Annotated in this window: 15 protein-coding genes; 7 read left to right on the top strand and 8 right to left on the bottom strand. The window is 67.9% G+C overall.

The annotated features are described in order from the left end of the window. The first annotated feature begins 291 nt into the window (after positions 1-291). Positions 292-1,800: a xylulokinase gene (locus BFD71_RS08710; protein ID WP_069262832.1), complete on the top strand. Its 1,509-nt coding sequence runs from the start codon at positions 292-294 to the stop codon at positions 1,798-1,800. Between the two features lie 68 nt (positions 1,801-1,868). On the opposite strand, the gene BFD71_RS08705 is transcribed toward BFD71_RS08710, so the two are convergent. From BFD71_RS08705 to BFD71_RS08695, 3 genes are read right to left on the bottom strand one after another with little or no spacing between them, the layout of a single operon-like run. Beyond that, positions 1,869-2,651, bottom strand: a complete 783-nt coding sequence (locus BFD71_RS08705) for a metal ABC transporter permease (protein ID WP_069262831.1) — start codon at positions 2,649-2,651, stop codon at positions 1,869-1,871. Further along, positions 2,644-3,609 (bottom strand): ABC transporter ATP-binding protein, encoded by a 966-nt coding sequence (locus BFD71_RS08700; protein WP_069262830.1) that lies wholly within the window; start codon positions 3,607-3,609, stop codon positions 2,644-2,646. The genes BFD71_RS08705 and BFD71_RS08700 overlap by 8 nt, the downstream gene beginning before the upstream one ends. Before the next feature lie 24 nt (positions 3,610-3,633). Next, entirely contained in the window at positions 3,634-4,617 is a 984-nt protein-coding gene (locus BFD71_RS08695; RefSeq protein ID WP_083245130.1) for a metal ABC transporter solute-binding protein, read from the bottom strand. Between the two features lie 361 nt (positions 4,618-4,978). Between BFD71_RS08695 and BFD71_RS08690 the strand changes: the two genes are divergently transcribed. The 6 genes from BFD71_RS08690 (at position 4,979) to BFD71_RS08665 (ending at position 10,981) form a co-directional block, all read left to right on the top strand. Continuing rightward, on the top strand, positions 4,979-5,749 hold the full coding sequence (locus BFD71_RS08690) for an L-iditol 2-dehydrogenase (RefSeq protein ID WP_370684263.1): 771 nt from the start codon (positions 4,979-4,981) through the stop codon (positions 5,747-5,749). 83 nt (positions 5,750-5,832) lie between these two features. Beyond that, positions 5,833-7,167 carry an ABC transporter substrate-binding protein gene (locus BFD71_RS08685; protein WP_069262828.1) on the top strand — a complete coding sequence of 445 codons (1,335 nt, stop codon included), beginning with the start codon at positions 5,833-5,835 and terminating at the stop codon, positions 7,165-7,167. Between the two features lie 167 nt (positions 7,168-7,334). Then, positions 7,335-8,258, top strand: a complete 924-nt coding sequence (locus tag BFD71_RS08680) for a carbohydrate ABC transporter permease (protein WP_110384303.1) — start codon at positions 7,335-7,337, stop codon at positions 8,256-8,258. A 56-nt stretch (positions 8,259-8,314) separates the two neighbouring features. Further along, positions 8,315-9,124 carry a carbohydrate ABC transporter permease gene (locus BFD71_RS08675; protein ID WP_370684262.1) on the top strand — a complete coding sequence of 270 codons (810 nt, stop codon included), beginning with the start codon at positions 8,315-8,317 and terminating at the stop codon, positions 9,122-9,124. Positions 9,125-9,135: 11 nt separating this feature from the next. Next, positions 9,136-9,822: an HAD family hydrolase gene (locus BFD71_RS08670; RefSeq protein WP_256094551.1), complete on the top strand. Its 687-nt coding sequence runs from the start codon at positions 9,136-9,138 to the stop codon at positions 9,820-9,822. A 49-nt stretch (positions 9,823-9,871) separates the two neighbouring features. Beyond that, positions 9,872-10,981, top strand: coding sequence for an ABC transporter ATP-binding protein (locus tag BFD71_RS08665; RefSeq protein ID WP_069262824.1), 1,110 nt, complete (start codon positions 9,872-9,874; stop codon positions 10,979-10,981). 114 nt (positions 10,982-11,095) lie between these two features. On the opposite strand, the gene BFD71_RS08660 is transcribed toward BFD71_RS08665, so the two are convergent. From BFD71_RS08660 to mutL, 5 genes are all read right to left on the bottom strand, one after another. Then, complete coding sequence (locus tag BFD71_RS08660; RefSeq protein WP_069262823.1) at positions 11,096-12,043, bottom strand: sugar-binding transcriptional regulator; 948 nt, start codon at positions 12,041-12,043, stop codon at positions 11,096-11,098. Positions 12,044-12,086: 43 nt separating this feature from the next. Next, positions 12,087-13,568, bottom strand: a complete 1,482-nt coding sequence (xylB, locus tag BFD71_RS08655; RefSeq protein ID WP_069262822.1) for a xylulokinase — start codon at positions 13,566-13,568, stop codon at positions 12,087-12,089. 122 nt (positions 13,569-13,690) lie between these two features. Further along, positions 13,691-15,097 carry a D-arabinitol 4-dehydrogenase gene (dalD, locus tag BFD71_RS08650; RefSeq protein WP_069262821.1) on the bottom strand — a complete coding sequence of 469 codons (1,407 nt, stop codon included), beginning with the start codon at positions 15,095-15,097 and terminating at the stop codon, positions 13,691-13,693. 240 nt (positions 15,098-15,337) lie between these two features. Beyond that, positions 15,338-16,318: a tRNA (adenosine(37)-N6)-dimethylallyltransferase MiaA gene (gene miaA, locus BFD71_RS08645; protein ID WP_069262820.1), complete on the bottom strand. Its 981-nt coding sequence runs from the start codon at positions 16,316-16,318 to the stop codon at positions 15,338-15,340. Further along, positions 16,315-18,453, bottom strand: a complete 2,139-nt coding sequence (gene mutL / locus BFD71_RS08640) for a DNA mismatch repair endonuclease MutL (RefSeq protein ID WP_083245128.1) — start codon at positions 18,451-18,453, stop codon at positions 16,315-16,317. The genes miaA and mutL overlap by 4 nt, the downstream gene beginning before the upstream one ends. Between the last annotated feature and the right edge of the window lie 107 nt (positions 18,454-18,560).

The following is an 18,560-nucleotide window of genomic DNA, read 5'->3' as shown; positions in this document are numbered from 1 at the left end:
CATGGCGGAGCGCGTGCAGGTGGCTCGAAGTGAGGCCGGCGATGCCCAGCGGGTCATGTCACCTATGGCAGCGTCGTTATGATCTCTATTTCGAATGCGCAATGTGAGCCATTTTGCATCTCGCGAACACCCAACGGGTTAACCCGCGAATGGGCATGATTCGCGTCGAAATCGGCTGCGTTGCACGCGGGTTCGCGGCAGGTTTGATTCCCCCGCTCAACGCACATTCGGAGGCGTGCTCGCCGGTATGATCGTTCTTCCCGTCCCCACCCACCTCGCACATCGTTCGCCATGAGCCCATCGCAGACACGCTTTCTCGGTATCGACCTCGGCACCGGTTCACTCAAGCTCGGCATCATCGATGGCGATGGCGTCGAGCGTGCCGCCGCGAGCGTGGCCTATGCGCTCGAAACACCGCAGCCCGGCTGGGCCGAGATCGCCGTGGATCGGTGGTGGGACGCGCTCGTCGTGGCCTGCGCGCGATTGCCGGAGAGCGAGCGCGCCGCGGTGCGTGGCATCGGCTTTTCCGGACAGATGCACGGCGTCGTGCTCACCGACGAAGCGGGCCGCGCGTTGCGCCCCGCGATGCTCTGGCCCGACACGCGCGCGCATGCGCTGCTCGACGCGTGGCCCGACGACCCCGAACATCCGCAGCCCAACCCGGTGGCCCCTGGCATGGCGGGGCCGCTGCTGCGCTGGGTTCTGCAGCACGAGCCGCAAGTCGCACAAGCCGCGCGCTGGGCGCTGCAGCCGAAAGACTGGCTGCGCGTGGCGCTCGGTGGCGCAGTCAAAGCCGATCCGTCGGATGCGTGCGCGACGGCGCTCGCCGCACCCGACGGCACGTGGGACTTCGCGCTGATCGAGCGCCTCGGACTGCCGGCGCGGTGGTTTGCGCCGCTGGCTGCGTCGCATGAAGCGTGCGGCGCGCTGAGCGCGCAAGCCGCGCAGGCGCTCGGGCTGCCCGCCGGCATCGTGCTCGCGACGGGCGCGGGCGACACGCCTTGCGCCGCGTTCGGCAGCGGACTGGCCGACGAAGGCGACGCGCTCCTCACGACGGGCACAGGCGGCCAGATCGTCGTGAGCGCGCGCAGCGAGCCGCCCGCACGGCGCGGGCTGCATCGCTACCGCTCGGCGACGGGCGGCTGGTACACCATGGCCGCCATGCAGAACGTGGGCGTGGCGCTCGAAGCGGCACGCGGCTGGCTGGCCTACGACTGGGCTTCGGCTTACGCGGATGCGTTCGCCGTGCCGCCGTCGGCGACGCTCGCGTTCCTGCCTTACCTGAGCGGCGAGCGCTCGCCGTGGCTCGACCCCGCCGCGCGCGGCGGCTGGCTGGGCGCTGCGCTCGGCGACTCGCGCGGCACGCTCATGCGCGCGGCGTTCGAGGGCGTCGCGTTTGCGTTGCGTGCAGGCCTCGATGCCGTGCGCAGCACCCGTGAAGCCGTCGATGGCGGCACGCGGGATGCGCGCAGTGTGCCGACGCTCAAGCTCGCGGGCGGCGGCTCGGTGGATGCGCGCTGGCGGCAGTTGCTCGCCGACACGCTCGACGCGGACCTCTACGCGATCGACTGCCCGAACGCAGCGGCGCGCGGCGCCGCGATGCTGGGCGGCCTCGCCTGTGGACACTGGCGCATGAGCGACCTCGCGGCGCTTGCGCCGGCCGCGACGCAAGTGGCGTCGCCGCGCGAAGACGCCGCGCTCGCGCAGCGCTATGCGCGCTTCATCGATCTATACGGCCGCGTTCGAACCTGGTTCGCACCGGCATCGGTCCGCGCGCCGGCGAGGTGCTCATCGAGGTGAAGCCGTAGAAGCAAAAAAGGCGTTGCCACCGCGAGGGGCAACGCTTTTTTCCTGGCGCATCCAGCGTTCTAGCGACGCCCGATCAGACTCGCGCCGTAGACGAGCGCGGCGAGCGCGGTGATCCAGAAGCTGGTGGGCCAGTCGGTGTAGAACGCGAGCGTCACGCCGAGCCACGCCTGCACGAGCGCGAGCAGCGCGGCGAGCACGAGGCCGGTGGACAGGCGCGTGGTGAGATTCTGCGCGGCGGCGGCCGGACCGACCATCAGCGTAAAGACGAGCAGCACGCCGACGATCTGCGTGCACGCGGCCACCGCGAGCGCGGCGATGGCGAGGAACAGCATCGAGACCGCGCGCAGCGACACGCCCTTCGCTTCGGCGAGTTCGGGCTGCAGCGAGGCGAACAGCAGCGGCCGCATGATGGCGGCCAGCGCCGCCAGGCTCGCCGCGGCGAGGGCGGCCAGCACGCCGAGCGTCTCGCGATTCACGCCCAGCACGTTGCCGAACAGCAGCGCCGTGACCTGCGTGGCATACGACGTGAAGAAGTGCAGAAACAGCAGGCCGAAGCCGAGCGCGAGCGAAAGAATCACGCCGATCGCGACATCGCGACCCGCGAGCTTTTCGCCGAGCGCGCCCATCGAAACGCCGGCGGCGAGCGTGAAGCCCACCATGCCCCACAGCGGCGAAACGCCGAGCAGCACGGCGCCTGTCGCGCCCGTGAAACCGACGTGCGAGAGCGCGTGGCCCGCGAAGGTCTGACCGCGCATCACGAGGAAATAGCCGACCACGCCCGCGAGCACCGCGACGATGCCCGACGCCGCGAAGGCGTTCACCATGAAATCGTATTCAAGCATCGTGCGTGTGGCCGTGTGTGTTGTCGTTGTTGTCGCCGTGGGCATGTCCGTGCGCGTGGCCATGGCCGCCGTGGTCGTGGCCATGGTCGTGCTCATGCTCGTGGTCGTGCTTTTCGACTTCCACGCCGCCCGACATCACGAAGATGCGGCCCTTCATGCGCATCACTTCGATCGGCGAGCCGTAGAGGCGCGAGAGCACGGGCGCGGTGATGACTTCATCGACGCTGCCGAGCGCGGCCACGCCGTTGCCGAGATAGAGCACGCGATCGAGCGCGTTGAGGAGCGGGTTCAGCTCGTGCGCGGAGAACAGCACCGCGATGCCGAGCTCGCGCTGCACGCGGCGCACGAGTTCGACCACGCCGCGCTGGTGGTTGGGGTCGAGGCTGATGAGCGGCTCGTCGAGCAGCAGCAGCTTGGGGTCGCCGAGCAGGCATTGCGCGAGCAGCAGGCGCTGGCGTTCGCCGCCCGAAAGCTCCGAAAGCGGGCGGTCCGCCAGTGCGGTCGCCCCCACGAGATCGAGCACGCGCGCGACGTCGGCGCGCGTGGCGGCGTCGGCGCGCGGCAGGCCCCAGCGGTGGCCGTCGGCGGCCATCGCCACGAAGTCGCGGCCACGCACGCGGCGGCTCGCGAGCGCCGTGCGCGTTTGCGGCATATAGCCGATTTTTGCGTTGCCGCGCGCGACCGGCTCGCCCAGCACGCGAATCGCGCCGTGCGAGGCCGGCACGAGGCCGAGAATCGCCCGCATGAGCGTGGTCTTGCCCGCGCCATTCGGGCCGAGCACGCCGATGAATTCGCCCTGGTTCACCGCGAAGTTCGCGTCGCGCAGGATCGTGCGCTCGCCGAGCGTCAGCGTCACGCCCGCTAGCGTGAGCACAGGCGTGGGCGCGCGGTGCGCGCCGTTGTGCTGTGCGTTGCGCGATGAAGCGATATCGGTGGGCGAAGAGCCGGCCCCGGTCATGACATCTGTCCTTGCTGAATACGGTTAGTGTTGCCCTGCTGTTCCCGCTGCCAGCGCCTTGTCGAGCGCGTCGAGCTGCGCGAGCATCCATTGCTGGAAGGTCACGCCGGCCGGCTGCGTCTCGGTCACGCTCACGGACGGCACCTTCGACTGCTTCGCCAGCGCCAGCATGCGCCGCGTGAGCGCCTCGGTCGCCTGGCTGTTATAGATCAGCACGTGCACGCGGTGCTCGCGCAGGTCGCGCTCGAACGCGGCGATGTCCGAGGCGCTTGCCTCGGTGTCGTTCATCGCCGCGAGCTGGAAGCGCAGGTTGCGCATGTCGAGGCCGATCGCATCCGACATATAGCCGAACACCGGCTCCGTCGCCGTGACGGGCTGCCCCTGGTAGCGCGCGCGCAGCGCCGCGACCTTGGCGTCGACCGGCTGCAGCGAGGCGAGGAACGTTGCCAGGTTGGCATCGTACACGCTCTTGTGCGCGGGGTCCGCTGCGCCGAGCGCGGCGCTCACGGCGCGCGCCACGGCGGGCATGGTCTTCGGGTCGTACCAGAGGTGCGGATTGTCGCCCGCTTTCTTGCCGACGAGGTCCGCCGCGACGATCGTCGTGCGGTTGGCGCCGTTCTTGCCGGCGCCGGTGGCGCCGAGCAGCTTGGTCATCCACGGGTCGTAATCGGCGCCGTTGTACACCACTACGCGCGCATTCTGGAGCGCGCGCGCGGTCTTCGGGCTGGCCTCGAAGAGGTGTGGATCCTGGTCGGGGTTGCTCAGGATGCTCGTGACATCCACGTAATTACCGCCGATCTGCTTGACGACATCGCCATAGAAGTTCTCCGCCGCGACAACCGGAATCGTGGCGCTGACAGCCTGCGCCGCCAGGGCGGCGCTCGCGCCGCCGAACGCGCCGACCAGCGCGAGCGCGAGCCCGCCCGCGAGGCGCGCGAGCGTGACGCGACGGCGCGCGTCTGTGGTGGCAGCCCGGGGCGTGCAGTTGGCGCGGCTGAACGTGATCATGGTTCTATCCTTGTCTATAGGGAGCCTGAAAGCGGACGCGGTCGCGTCGGCGTCGCGAAGGCGAGATGATATAACGTATCACTTCGATTGGCGAGTCAGCTCGTCATCCGGCCAGGGGGGCCGGATCTGCAGGCCGCAGCCAGTGGAGGCTTGCGCGTCGCACCATCGAAATCTCGGCCAATCGCGTTTGTTCGCCTTGACAGTCTCCAACTCGTATCCGATCATTCGATCAACGACAGAGCAAATGCTCACATGTCGGGCGATCGCTCAGCTGCTCCTCTGGAGCGTCTGCCGGGCGCGCCCCGCACGAACGAAATTGGAGACACCTGTGGCACACACCGCGACCCCGGCGGCCGGACGTTTGCAGGACAAGGTAGCCGTGCTGACTGGCGCGGCGAGCGGGATTGGCGAGGCGGTCGCGCAGCGTTATCTGGACGAAGGCGCGCGCTGCGTGCTAGTGGACGTGAAGCCCGCCGGGTCCGTCGCGCCAACGCTGGCCGCCGCGTACCCCGAGCGCGTGCTCGCGATCTCCGCCGACGTCACCCGCCGTGAGGACATCGATCGCATCGTGGAGGGCGCGCTCGAACGCTTCGGCCGCATCGACATCCTCTTCAACAACGCGGCGCTCTTCGACATGCGCCCGCTCCTCGACGAATCCTGGGACGTGTACGACCGCCTCTTCGCGGTGAACGTGAAGGGCATGTTCTTCCTCATGCAGGCCGTGGCGCGCCGCATGGTCGAGCAGGGCCAGGGCGGCAAGATCATCAACATGTCGTCGCAGGCGGGCCGCCGCGGCGAAGCGCTCGTCTCCCACTACTGCGCAACCAAGGCCGCCGTGCTGAGCTACACGCAGTCGGCGGCGCTGGCGCTCGCGCCCCATCGCATCAACGTGAACGGCATCGCGCCGGGCGTGGTCGACACGCCCATGTGGGAGCAGGTCGACGCGCTCTTCGCACGCTACGAGCATCGTCCGCCCGGCGAGAAGAAGCGCCTCGTGGGCGAGGCCGTGCCGCTCGGGCGCATGGGCCTGCCCGAGGACCTCACGGGCGCCGCGCTCTTTCTCGCTTCCGCCGACGCCGATTACATCACCGCGCAGACCCTCAACGTCGACGGCGGAAACTGGATGAGCTGAATTTCCCGCAACCCTTGCCCAACGCATCACGACAGCAGCCCGGCTGCAGCAAGACATAACGCAACGAACAAGGAGACAACGTCATGAAGCCAGCAATGAAGACCGCCGCGAAGTGCATAAGTCGAGCGGTGAGTGTGGGTGCACTCGTCGCGGCGGCGAGCGCCGCGCACGCGCAGACCGTCACGATCGCGATGTTGAACAACCCGGACATGATCGAGCTGAAGAAGCTCTCGCCGGCTTTCGAAAAGGCCAATCCGGGCATCAAGCTGAACTGGGTGATTCTCGAAGAAAACGTGCTGCGCCAGCGTGCCACCACCGACATCACGACCAACAGCGGCCAGTTCGACGTGATGATGATCGGCACCTACGAGGCGCCGCAATGGGGCAAGCGCGGCTGGATCGTGCCGATGACGAACCTGCCCGCGAGCTACGACCTCGACGACGTGGTGAAGACCGCGCGCGATGGCCTCTCGTACAACGGCACGCTTTACGCGCTGCCGTTCTACGTCGAAAGCTCGATGACGTATTACCGCAAGGACCTGTTCGACAAGAAGGGCCTCAAGATGCCCGAGCAGCCGACCTATGACCAGATCAAGGACTTCGCCGACAAGCTCACCGACAAGTCCGCCGGCACCTACGGCATCTGCCTGCGCGGCAAGGCCGGCTGGGGCGAGAACATGGCGTATGTGACGACGGTCGCGAACACCTTCGGCGGCCGCTGGTTCGACGAAAAGTGGCAGGCGCAGCTCACTTCGCCAGAGTGGAAGAAGGCGGTGAACTTCTACGTCGACATGCTGAAGAAGGACGGCCCGCCGGGAGCCAGCTCGAACGGCTTCAACGAAAACCTCACGCTGATGTCGTCGGGCAAGTGCGCGATGTGGATCGACGCGACGGTGGCAGCCGGCATCCTCTACAACAAGCAGCAGTCGCAGGTGGCCGACAAGATCGGCTTCGCGGCCGCGCCGACTGAAGCCACGCCCAACGGCGCGCACTGGCTGTGGTCGTGGGCGCTCGCGGTGCCGAAGTCGTCGAAGTCGCAGGACGCCGCGAAGAAGTTCATCGAATGGGCCACCTCGAAAGAGTACGTCCAGATGGTCGCGCAGGACGAGGGCTGGGCTTCGGTGCCCTCGGGTACGCGCATTTCGACCTATCAGAATCCCGAGTACAAGAAGGCCGCGCCGTTCTCCGAGTTCGTGCTGAAGGCGATCCAGACCGCCGATCCGACGCATCCGACTGCGAAACCGGTGCCGTACACGGGTATCCAGTTCGTCGGGATTCCTGAGTTCCAGTCGTTCGGTACGGTCGTGGGCCAGAGCATTGCGGGCGCCGTGGCAGGGCAGATGAGCGTCGATCAGGCGCTGACCGCCGGTAACGCCGCTGCCAACCGTGCCGTGGCGCAAGCCGGGTATCAGAAGTAACTGCGGGAAGTCGGGCTGCGCCGTTCAGGCAGCCAGCGTAGTCGCGCGAGTGCGCGCGCCGGGCGACCTGGCGCGGCGCGCGCACTCGCGACAGCCGATGCCGCGCCGTGTTCCATAGAGGCGCGCAACCGAGAAGGGTGGTCCTCATGCGTCATCTCCATCTCCCCATGCCTATATTCAATCGAGCGCGCACGCCACAGAAACCGCAGCAGGTCGAATCGCGCCGCTCGGCCTCACGCTGGCTCGTGACGCCGTCCGTGGCGGTGCTGCTGCTGTGGATGACGATCCCGCTCGCGATGACGATCTGGTATTCGTTCACGCGATACAACCTGCTGAACCCCGATCTCAAGGGATTCGCGGGCTTCGACAACTACAGGTTCCTCGCTACCGATCCCTCGTTCGTGCCGTCGATCGTGCACACCATCGAGCTGATCGTGGCGGTGCTCGTGATCACCGTGGTCGGCGGCGTGCTGATGGCGGTGCTGTTCGACCGCAAGTTCATCGGTCAGGGCGTCGCGCGCCTGTTCGCGATCGCGCCGTTCTTCGTGATGCCCACGGTGAGCGCGCTGATCTGGAAGAACATGATCCTGCATCCGGTGTACGGCCTCGTGGCCATCGCGATGCGCTCGATAGGCATGACGCCGATCGACTGGTTCGCCGTCTATCCGCTCACCGCGGTCATCATGATCGTGGCGTGGCAGTGGCTGCCGTTCGCGTTCCTCATTCTCTTCACGGCGATCCAGTCGCTCGACCAGGAGCAGAAGGAAGCCGCGAAGATCGACGGCGCGGGCCCGATCGCCTTGTTCTTCTACATCACGCTGCCGCACCTGCGGCGCGCGATTGCCGTTGTCGTGATGATGGAAACCATCTTCCTGCTGTCGATCTTCGCCGAGATCTACACGACCACGGGCGGCGGTCCCGGCAACGCGACCACCAACCTCACTTACCTGATCTACTCGATGGGCCTGCAGCAGTTCGACGTGGGCATCGCTTCGGCTGGCGGCATTCTCGCCGTCGTGCTGGCGAACATCGTGTCGTTCTTCCTCGTGCGCATGCTCGCGCGCAACCTCAAAGGGGAGTACGAAAAATGAGCCAGATTACCGCTACGCCCGCGCAATCGCCCGACGCGGTCAAGCATTCGTCGCCGATGCAGTTCATCGGGCGCGTGCTGCCGGGGCTGCTTGCCTGGCTGATCGCGATCGCGCTGTTCTTCCCGATCTTCTGGATGACGATCACGGCGTTCAAGACCGAGCAGCAAGCCTATATCCCGACGATCTTCTTCCTGCCCACGCTCGACAGCTTCAGAGAGGTGTTCGCGCGCAGCAACTACTTCGCGTTCGCGTGGAATTCGGTGATGATTTCGGCCGGCGTGACGATCGTCTGCCTGATTCTTGCCGTGCCCGCGGCCTACGCGATGGCGTTCTTCCCGAACAAGCGCACGCAGGGAATTCTGCTGTGGATGCTCTCCACCAAGATGATGCCTTCGGTGGGCGTGCTCGTGCCGATTTACCTGCTGTGGAAGAACTCGGGGCTCCTCGACACCGTGAGCGGGCTGGTGATCGTCTACACGCTGATCAATCTGCCGATCGCAGTGTGGATGGCGTACACGTACTTCAACGAGATTCCCAAAGACATTCTCGAAGCCGGACGCATGGACGGCGCGGCCACCTGGCAGGAAATCGTCTATCTGCTCATGCCGATGGCGGTGCCGGGGCTCGCATCTACCGCGCTGCTGTTGATCATTCTTTCGTGGAACGAAGCGTTCTGGAGCATCAACCTCTCGAGCTCGAACGCCGCGCCGCTGACGGTGTTCATCGCGTCGTACTCGAGCCCTGAGGGGCTGTTCTGGGCGAAGCTCTCCGCGGCGTCGCTGCTCGCGGTCGCGCCGGTGCTGATCGTCGGCTGGCTGTCGCAGAAGCAACTGGTGCGCGGCCTTACGTTCGGGGCGGTCAAGTAATGGCCAATGCGATGTCCAGTCAAGCCCTGATCTGCGATTGCGACGGCGTGCTGATCGACAGCGAAGCCGTAGCGGCCCGCGTGCTGGTGCGCGAACTCGAAGCGCGCTGGCCCGGCGTGGACGCGGCGCCCGTCGTCATGCCGCTGCTCGGCCAGCGCATCGAGCGCGTGCTGGGCGGCGCGGGCGAAGCGCTCGGGCGCAGCCTCACCGCCGCCGACGTCGATGCGATCCGCACCGTGGCCGAAGCCGAAGCGCGCGAAGCGCCGCTATTTCCGGGCGTCGTGGCGGCACTGGAAGCCGTGGCGCTCACCAAGGCCTGTGCGAGCAACAGCTACACGGCGGTGGTGCGCGAGGTGCTGGCGCGCAACGGGCTCGATCGCTTCTTTGGCGCGCGCATGTACTGCGCCGATATCGTCGCCCGGCCGAAGCCCGCGCCCGACGTCTATCTCGCGGCGGCGCAGGGCATGGATGTCGCGCCCGCCGCGTGCCTCGTGGTCGAGGACAGCGTGACGGGCGTGAGCGCGGCACGCGCGGCCGGCATGACGGTGCTCGGCTTCGTGGGCGGCACGCACGTGGGCGGCGACGCGCACGCGCACGAGTTGCGCGAAGCGGGTGCAAGCGAAATCTTCGACGATATGACGACGCTGCCCGCGCGGGTGGCGTACTGGATGAACAAGGCGCAAACGCGTTCGAACTGAACCGGCTTAGGCAGGCTTAGGCAGACTCAAGCAGAAACGGAGACACATCATGGCAAGCGTGATCCTCAGAGACGTACTGAAGCGCTACGACGACAACGAAGTGCTGCGCGACGTGAACCTCGACATCGGTGACGGCGAATTCGTCGTGTTCGTGGGCCCGAGCGGCTGCGGCAAGACCACGCTCATGCGCATGATCGCGGGGCTGGAGGACATCAGCGGCGGCGACCTGATGATCGACGGCACGCGCATGAACGACGTGCCGCCGGCCAAGCGCGGCATTGCGATGGTGTTCCAGTCGTACGCGCTGTATCCGCACATGACGCTGTACGACAACATGGCGTTCGGCCTGAAGCTCGCGGGCGCGAAGAAGCCCGAAATCGACGCGGCCGTGAAGAACGCCGCGAAGATCCTCCACATCGACCATCTGCTCGACCGCAAGCCCAAGCAGCTCTCGGGCGGCCAGCGCCAGCGCGTGGCGATCGGGCGCGCGATCACGCGCAAGCCGAAGGTGTTCCTGTTCGACGAACCGCTCTCGAACCTCGACGCCGCGCTGCGCGTGAAAATGCGCCTCGAATTCGCGCGCCTGCACGACGAACTCAAGACGACGATGATCTACGTGACGCACGATCAGGTCGAAGCGATGACGCTCGCCGACAAGATCGTCGTGCTCTCGGCAGGCAATGTCGAACAGGTCGGCAGTCCGAACCGTCTGTACCACGCGCCGGCGAACCGCTTCGTGGCGGGCTTCATCGGCTCGCCGAAGATGAATTTCCTCGACGGCACGGTGCAGCAGATCGGCAGCGACGGCATCGTCGTGCGCTACGAAACGGGCGATACGCAGAAGGTGGGCGTCGAGCCGGGCAAGGCGCGCGAGGGCGACAAGGTGACGGTGGGCATCCGCCCCGAGCATCTGCACATCATGACGGGCGCGGAGGGCGTGAGCGCGAAGGCGATGACGGTCGAGTCGCTCGGCGACGCCGCCTATCTGTACGCCGAATGCCCGGTCGCGCCCGATGGCCTGATCGCGCGCATTCCGCCGCTGGAGCGTCACGATCGCGGCGAGGCGTTCAAGGTGGGCTCGACGCCCGACCATTGCCATCTCTTCGACGCGAACGGCCACGCGTTCGAGCGTCGCTTCGCGCAGCAACTGGCTGCGTGAATTCACCGGCTTGCCGGACGCACCGCCTCGGAGGAGGGTGAGACGGTGTCTTGTGTGGCGAGGTACCTGAGGTTGCCTTTGTTAGCCCGCTTCGTGCGGGCGCTTTTTTGGGGCTTAGCGTTCAATCGCGGCGCGCGCGCACAGCTCGTCGGTGACGAGGCCGGAGAGCCAGCCGCCGTTGAGCGCCGCGATCACCGCTTCGCGCTTGCGCGCGCCGCCGGCGAAGCCGATGGTCGGGCGGCGCGGCGGCGAATCGAGGTACACGCTCGTCACGCGGCGGCCCGTGGGCGAATCGACGCGCTTGCCGGCGGCGTCGATCGGCAGGCCGAGCATTTCGGCCACGGCGCCCTGGCCCATCAGTTCGCGCACTTCGTCGGAGGTGATGAAGCCGTCCTCATGCAGCGGGCAATGCTCGCCGATGTTGCCGATGCCGACGAACGCGACATCGGCCTCGCCCGACAGCGACTCGACGATGCGATAGAGCCGGTGATTGCACCATTGCGCGCGCTCGGCCTCGTTATCCGCGATGAGCGGCGCGGGCAGCAGAAAGTGCTTGCCGCCCGTTTTCTCGGAGATATGCAGCGCGACGTCGTAGCGGTTCGACGAACCGTCCTGGGCGATCGCGCCCACCATCGAAACCAGCCGATGCTGCGGCCGCTCCAGCTGCGCGATCTGATCGACGGCGGCCTTGAGCGTTCGACCGCTGCTCACGGCCACCACCATCGGCCGCTCTTCGCCCAGATAGCGCTCCATCACCTGCGCCCCTGCCACGGCGAGCTTGCGGTCGATTTCCTCGGGCGTGTCGTTGTCCACGGGCACCACTTCGCAAACCGAAAGGCCGTAGCGCTTCGAAAGCGCGTCGGCGAGCGCGAGGCAGTCGGCGAGACGATGATCGACGCGCACGCGAATGAGGTTCTTCTCGACCGCGAACGCGACGAGGCGCTGCGCGACCGGGCGCGACACCTGCAGCTTCTCGGCGATTTCGTTCTGGGTGTTGCCGGCCACGTAGTAGAGCCAGGCGGCGCGGGTCGCGAGATCGAGTTTTTCGGTGGACTTGGGCACGATGGGGGTCGGGGGGATGCGGGGCCGAAGTGTACTGCACGCGTTACGCGAGGCGTTCGCGCGAGGGCTCGAAGAGCGGGCGCACGTGGCGGTACAGCGCGCGGTAGGCAGTGAGCCGCTCGCGCAGCGCCGCGTGGCGCGCCGCATTCGGCGCGTACTCGGCCACCACGGGCGGCTTGGTCAGCACTTCACGCGCGTTGCCGCCTGCCGCGAGCCAGCCAAGGCGGGCCGCTCCGAGCGCCGCGCCCGTCTCGCCGCCGCCGTGCTGGCGCGTGGGCGTGTCGAATGCGTCTGCAACCAGTTGCGCCCAGTAGCCGCTGCGCGCGCCGCCGCCCAGCATCGACAGCGCGCCCACTTCGGTGCCCGCGGCCGCGAGCGCGTCGAGGCCGTCGGTGAGCGCGAGCGTCACGCCTTCGAGCACGGCGTAGCCGAGCAGTGCGCGGTCGGTCGCGTGCGTCATGCCGAAGAACACGCCCTGCGCATACGGGTCGTTGTGCGGCGTGCGCTCGCCCGAGAGATACGGCAGGAAGAGCGGGGCTTCGGCGAGGGTTGGCGCGTTGAGCTGCTCCACTTCGGCGAGCAGTGTGGGCTCGTTCGTGCCCGTGAGCTTGCAGACCCAGCGCAGGCAGCTTGCCGCCGAAAGCACGACGCTCATCTGGTGCCAGCGGTCCGGAATCGCGTGGCAGAACGCGTGCACGGCAGAAGCGGGATTTGGCCGGAAGCGGTCGCCCACCACGCAAAGCACGCCAGAGGTGCCGAGCGAGACGAAGCCGTCGCCAGGCTGCGTGGCGCCGATGCCGATGGCGCTCGTCGCGTTGTCGCCGCCGCCCGCTGCCACGACCACGTCCTCGCGCAGACCGAACTCGCGTGCGAGCGCAGGCAGCAGCGTGCCGGAGGGCGCGCTGCCTTCGGCGAGCGCGGGCATTTGCGCGCGCGTCATGTTGCAGGCGTCGAGCAGCGCATCGGACCAGTCGCGTTTGGCCACGTCGAGCCAGAGCGTGCCCGCGGCATCCGAAGGATCGGAGACCTTGCCGCCGGTGAGCTGCAGGCGCAGATAGTCCTTCGGCAGCAGCACACAGGCCGTCTCGCGAAAGATCTGCGGCTCGTGGCGCGCGACCCACAGCAGCTTGGGCGCGGTGAAGCCCGGCATGGCGAGATTGCCCGCAATGCGATGCAGCTGCGGCGCACGTGCGGTGAGTTCGGCGCATTCGTCAACCGCGCGCATATCGTTCCAGAGGATCGCGGGGCGCAATACGTTGTCGTGCGCGTCGAGCAGCACCGCGCCGTGCATCTGTCCGGAGAGGCCAATGCCGCGCACCTGCGCGAATTCGTGAGGATGCGCCTCGCGCAGCGCGGCGAGCGCGCGGCGCGTGCCGTCCCACCAGTCGGCGGGATTCTGCTCCGACCAGCGCGGGTGAGGGCGCGAGACGACGAAGGGGGTGCCGGCAGTGCCGATCACGCGGCCGTCGGGCGCGAGCAGCAGGACTTTCACTTCGGAGGTGCCGAGGTCGATGCCGAGATACATAGGCGCGCTGAAGTCGTGAAGAGAGTTGCGCTACTTTAGCCGCGCGCCGGGCGCGACGCCATGCGCGCCGACCCGGAGGGCGCGCGTGGCGCGGGTGTTGCGGATTGCGCTGCGGTCTTTTTTCAAACGCTGCAGCCGCGAGAGGCGAGCCACTGGTCCACGCGCGTGAGCGCGCCGCGCACCGCGCCGCCCAGAGTCGGGTTGCCGGCGAGGCCGCCCCACAGCAGCTTGTCGCCGAGAAACGTCGAGACGGGGTCGCCGGTTTCGAACATGCGGTGGACGGCCGCTTCGTCCATCACGCCGTCCTGGTAGCGGTAGGGCAGCGTGCCCTTGTGCCAGCGTTCCAGAAAGCGCAGGAAGAGCGCGGGCAGCATGGCCGTGGCGGCGGGCGTCGCGCCCGCGGCGATGCGTTGCGCGAGCGTGGGCGCGATGAAGCCCGGGAGCTTCGAGTAGCCGTCGGCGGCCACGCGCTGGTTCGTGTCCTGGATGTACGGATTGCTGAAGCGTTCGAGCACGACGTCGCGATACTTCGCGAGATCGAGCGGGCTGGGCGTGAGGCAGGGAATCACGTCTTCGCTCACGTACTCGCGCGCGAAGGTACGGATGTCGGCGTCGTGGGTGCCTTCGTGGATGAAGTCGAGCGCGATGAGCGTGCCCGCCCACGCAATGCAGCTGTGCGTGGCATTGAGGATGCGGATCTTCGCTTCCTCGTAGGGCATCACCGATTCGACCAATTCCGCGCCAGCGCGCTCCCAGGCGGGCCGCCCCGCGCAGAAGTGATCCTCGATCACCCACTGGATGAACGCTTCGCCCATCACCGGACAGGCGTCGTCCACGCCGGTCGCCGCTTTTACGCGCTCGCGCACGTCGGGCGTGGGGCGCGGCGTGATGCGGTCGACCATGGAGTCGGGGCACGCCGTGTTGGCATCGAACCAGTCGCGCAGATCCGTTGCGCCACGCAGCGCGAGGAATTCGCGCATGCCCGCGTGAAAGCGCTTGCCGTTGCTGCGCAGGTTGTCGCAGGTCTGCAGCGTGACGGGGCCGCCGTCACGTGCCATGCGCGCTTCGAGGATCGCGGCGAGCGCGCCGTAAATCGTCGTGCGGTCGCCCTTGAGGTCGGCGGCGAGGTCGGGGTTCGCGGTGTCGAGGCGGTCGTGCTCGTCGAGGTAATAGCCGCCTTCGGTCACCGTAAACGCGATGATCCTGCAGTTCGCGTCGGCGCCTGCATCGATCAGGCTCGCAAGATCGGCCGACCACGGCAGCACGCGCGTAATCGAGCGGATCGTCTCGTAGGCGCGCTCGCCCTGCGGCGTGACTGTTTCGAGCGTGTAGACGCCGTTTTGCGCGGCCAGCGCGTCCATCACGGCGTTCATGTCGGAGCGGATGTTGCCGACGGTGAGCGACCATGCGGCCTCGTCGGGCTTGCGCGCGAGGTTCACGCGATGCAGGTACCACGCCTGATGTGCCCGGTGAAACGACCCGGCGCCGATGTGCAGGATCACGTTCGCATTGCTGCGTTCGGTGTTCATTCGGTGTCTCCTTACTCAAAGCGGCCGATCGGCTCAAGCCTGAGCAATTGCTCTAGTGATGAACGAATGATCGTATCCGGTCGGTCGAAAGTCAAGCGGGCGAGGGCGGTTTTCGGTGGCGCGCTGCGGCGGGCGATGGCGCGCGGGCAACGCACGCACGTGCGCCGCCTGCGGACGGAACGGGGATGTTGTGGCGCACAAAGCGCCCGGGAGCCGAAGCGGGGAAAGGGGGACGCGGCTTCAGCCGCCGATCTGCGCTACGGCCGCGACGGCCTGATCGGTCGCATCCTGCGCGCAGCAATCCACGACGATGCGCTCCGGCATGGCGCGCAGCCACGTGAGCTGACGCTTGCAGAGCTGGCGGGTGGCAAAGACGCCCTTGTCGCGCATGGTGTCATAGTCGACTTCGCCATCGAGGTATTCCCAAACCTGGCGATAACCCACGCAGCGCATGGATGGCAGGTTGGGGTTCAGGTCCCCGCGCGCGCGCAGCGCCTTCACCTCGTCGATGAGACCGCCGGCGAGCATCGCATCGAAGCGCGCTTCGATACGCGCGTGCAGCACGCTGCGATCGGACGGCTCGAGCGCGACGGGCACGAAGCGGTAGCGCGCGGCTTCATCTTCGCGCGTGGACGGCGTGGCGAGCAGCACCGACATCGGCTGCCCGCTCAGCATGAAGATTTCGAGCGCCCGCTGGATGCGCTGCGAGTCGTTCGGGGCGAGGCGTGCAGCCGTGGCCGGATCGACCTGCGCGAGGCGGGCATGCATGGCGGGCCAGCCATCGCGCGCGGCTTCGGCGTCGAGTTGCGCGCGCACGGCCGGATCGGCCGAGGGCAGGTCGTTCAGGCCTTGGGTGAGCGCCTTGTAGTAGAGCATCGTCCCGCCCACGAGCAGCGGCACGTTCCCGCGCGCAACGATTTCGCCCGTCACGCGCAGCGCGTCGGCACGAAAGTCGGCGGCGGAATAGGCATCCAGCGGATCGACGATATCGATCAGATGATGCGCGGCGGCCGCACGCTCCGCGGCGTTCGGCTTCGCCGTGCCGACGTCCATCTCGCGGTACACGAGCGCCGAATCGACGCTCACGATTTCCACCGTGCGCCCGCGCGCCGCCGACTGCGCCGCATACGCGAGCGCGGCCGCCGTCTTGCCCGAGGCCGTGGGGCCGAGCAGACACGCGACGGGCAGCGCTGCGCCTTCCTGTTTCGTGGACTGCGTCATTGACCGCGCATGAAGAGCCGATCGAGATCGGCGAGCGTGAGCTGATACCAGGTCGGCCGGCCGTGGTTGCACTGGTCGGCACGCTCGGTGGCTTCCATCTGGCGCAGGAGCGCGTTCATTTCGTCGAGCGTGAGACGCCGGTTCGCGCGCACCGCGTGATGGCAGGCGAGCGTGCCGAGCATCTCGTGCTGGCGCTCGGTGAGCACGCGCGAGCCGCCATACTCGTGCAGGTCGGCGAGCACGGCGCGCGCGAGCGCCTGGAGATCGGCGTCCTTGAGGAGCGCGGGCACCGCGCGGATCGCAATCGAGGTGGGCGAGAGGACGGCGAGATCGAAGCCCAGCGCTTCGAGCGTGGCCTTTTCTTCCTCGACGGTGCCGGTTTCGACGGGATCGGCCGTCATCGAGATCGGGATCAGCAAGGGCTGCACGGCGAGCGAGCGTTCGGCGAGGGCCTGCTTGAACTGCTCGTACAGGATGCGTTCGTGCGCGGCGTGCATGTCGACGATCACGAGGCCGCGCGCGTTCTGCGCGAGCACGTAGATGCCGTGAACCTGGCCGAGCGCGAAACCGAGCGGGTGGTCCTCGCCGGCTTCGAAGGCGGCGTGCGGCGCGCCGGTGGCGAATGCATCCACTGCGCCGTCTTGCGCCTGCAGCACGGTCGAACCTTGCGCCGTGCCGGCGCCGACATCTTTGCGGCCGAACAACGCGTCATATAGCGCGAGCGGCTGCGCGACAGGCAGGCTGCCTTGCGTCATGCGCGACTGGCGCAGCCAGGTGTTGCCGCTGCTCGCGCCTGCACCGCCGCCGCCTGGCTGACCGAAGCCCGACGCGCGCGAAGGCAGGCCACCCGCGCCGCCGCCGAAGCTGCTTGCCACGCTCGCGGTGCCGAACTTGCCGTCCGCGCCGAAGCCGGGCGCTGCGCCTGCGCGCGCGGAGTCGGCCGCGCCCGAAGCCAGCCCGACCGAGGCGCCCAGCACCCCGGCCCCCGGCAACGCCCGCGGCTCGATGAGCGCCGCGGCATGGCCGCCCGAGGTCGTCTCGGGCGAGGCGCCCGCGTGGCGCGCTAGCGCGCGCTGCACGGCATGGAACACGAACTGGTGAATCGAGCGCGAATCGCGGAAACGCACTTCGATCTTCGAGGGATGCACGTTCACGTCGACGGCTTCGGGCGGCAGGTCGAGGAACAGCACGTACGACGGGTAGCGCTCGCCGTGCAGCACGTCCTCATACGCCGAGCGCACCGCGTGCGTGAGCAGTTTGTCGCGCACGAAGCGGCCGTTCACGAAGAAGTACTGCTGGTCGGCGCGGTTGCGGCTCGCCGTCGGCAGCCCTGCACAACCGTAGACGGCGAGCGGCCCGGCGCGCTCGTCGAGCGGCAGATGCGCCGTGGCGAACACTTCGCCGAGGATCTTCGAGACGCGCGTGGCCGGATCGCTCGCGTTCCAGTGCTCCACCGCGCGGCCGTTGTGCAGCACCGAGATCGCGACGTCCGGGCGCGCGAGCGCGCTGCGGCGGATCATCTCGAGGCAATGGCCCAGTTCGGTCTGCTCGCTCTTCAGGAACTTGCGGCGCGCGGGCGTGTTGAAGTACAGCTCGCGCACTTCGATGGTCGTTCCCTGGCCGCCCGCAGCCGGCGAGATCGCGCCGGTGTGCCCGTCGATCTTCACGGCGTGCTGCGCGTCGGCGCTGCGGCTCGTGATCGACATCTCGGCGACCGAGGCAATCGACGCCAGCGCTTCGCCCCGGAACCCGAGCGTCGCGACGCTCTCCAGTTCGGCGAGCGAGCGGATCTTGCTCGTGGCGTGCCGCATGAGCGCGAGCGGGAGTTCGGATTCGGGAATGCCGCAGCCGTCGTCGGCGATGGAGATGCGCTTGACGCCGCCCTCGTCGAGCAGGATGCGCAGCGTGCTCGCGCCCGCGTCGAGCGCGTTTTCGAGCAGTTCCTTGACGACGGAGGCAGGCCGCTCGACCACTTCACCCGCGGCGATCTGGCTGATGAGCTGGTCGGGCAACGCCTGGATCGCGCGCGCGGGCTGCGCGGCACGCGACGCGACTGCGGCGCCGGTCGTGGCGCCAGTGTCGGCGGCGCTGGCGGAATCCGGCACGGCGCCGGTGGGTTCGGAGTTCGAAGACATGCGCGCAATTATAGCGAGTCGGCGCTAGCCGACCCGACGCGCTTCAGCGCCGCGAAACCCTCATGTAGCAGCGCTTTGTGCGCAAATTCACCGAAATTGGCGGGAAA

It is taken from the genome of Paraburkholderia nodosa (assembly GCF_001718195.1).
GTDB lineage: Bacteria > Pseudomonadota > Gammaproteobacteria > Burkholderiales > Burkholderiaceae > Paraburkholderia > Paraburkholderia nodosa_A.
Note: the sequence above shows the minus strand (reverse complement) of the source record. Positions and strands in the feature narration are given on the sequence as shown.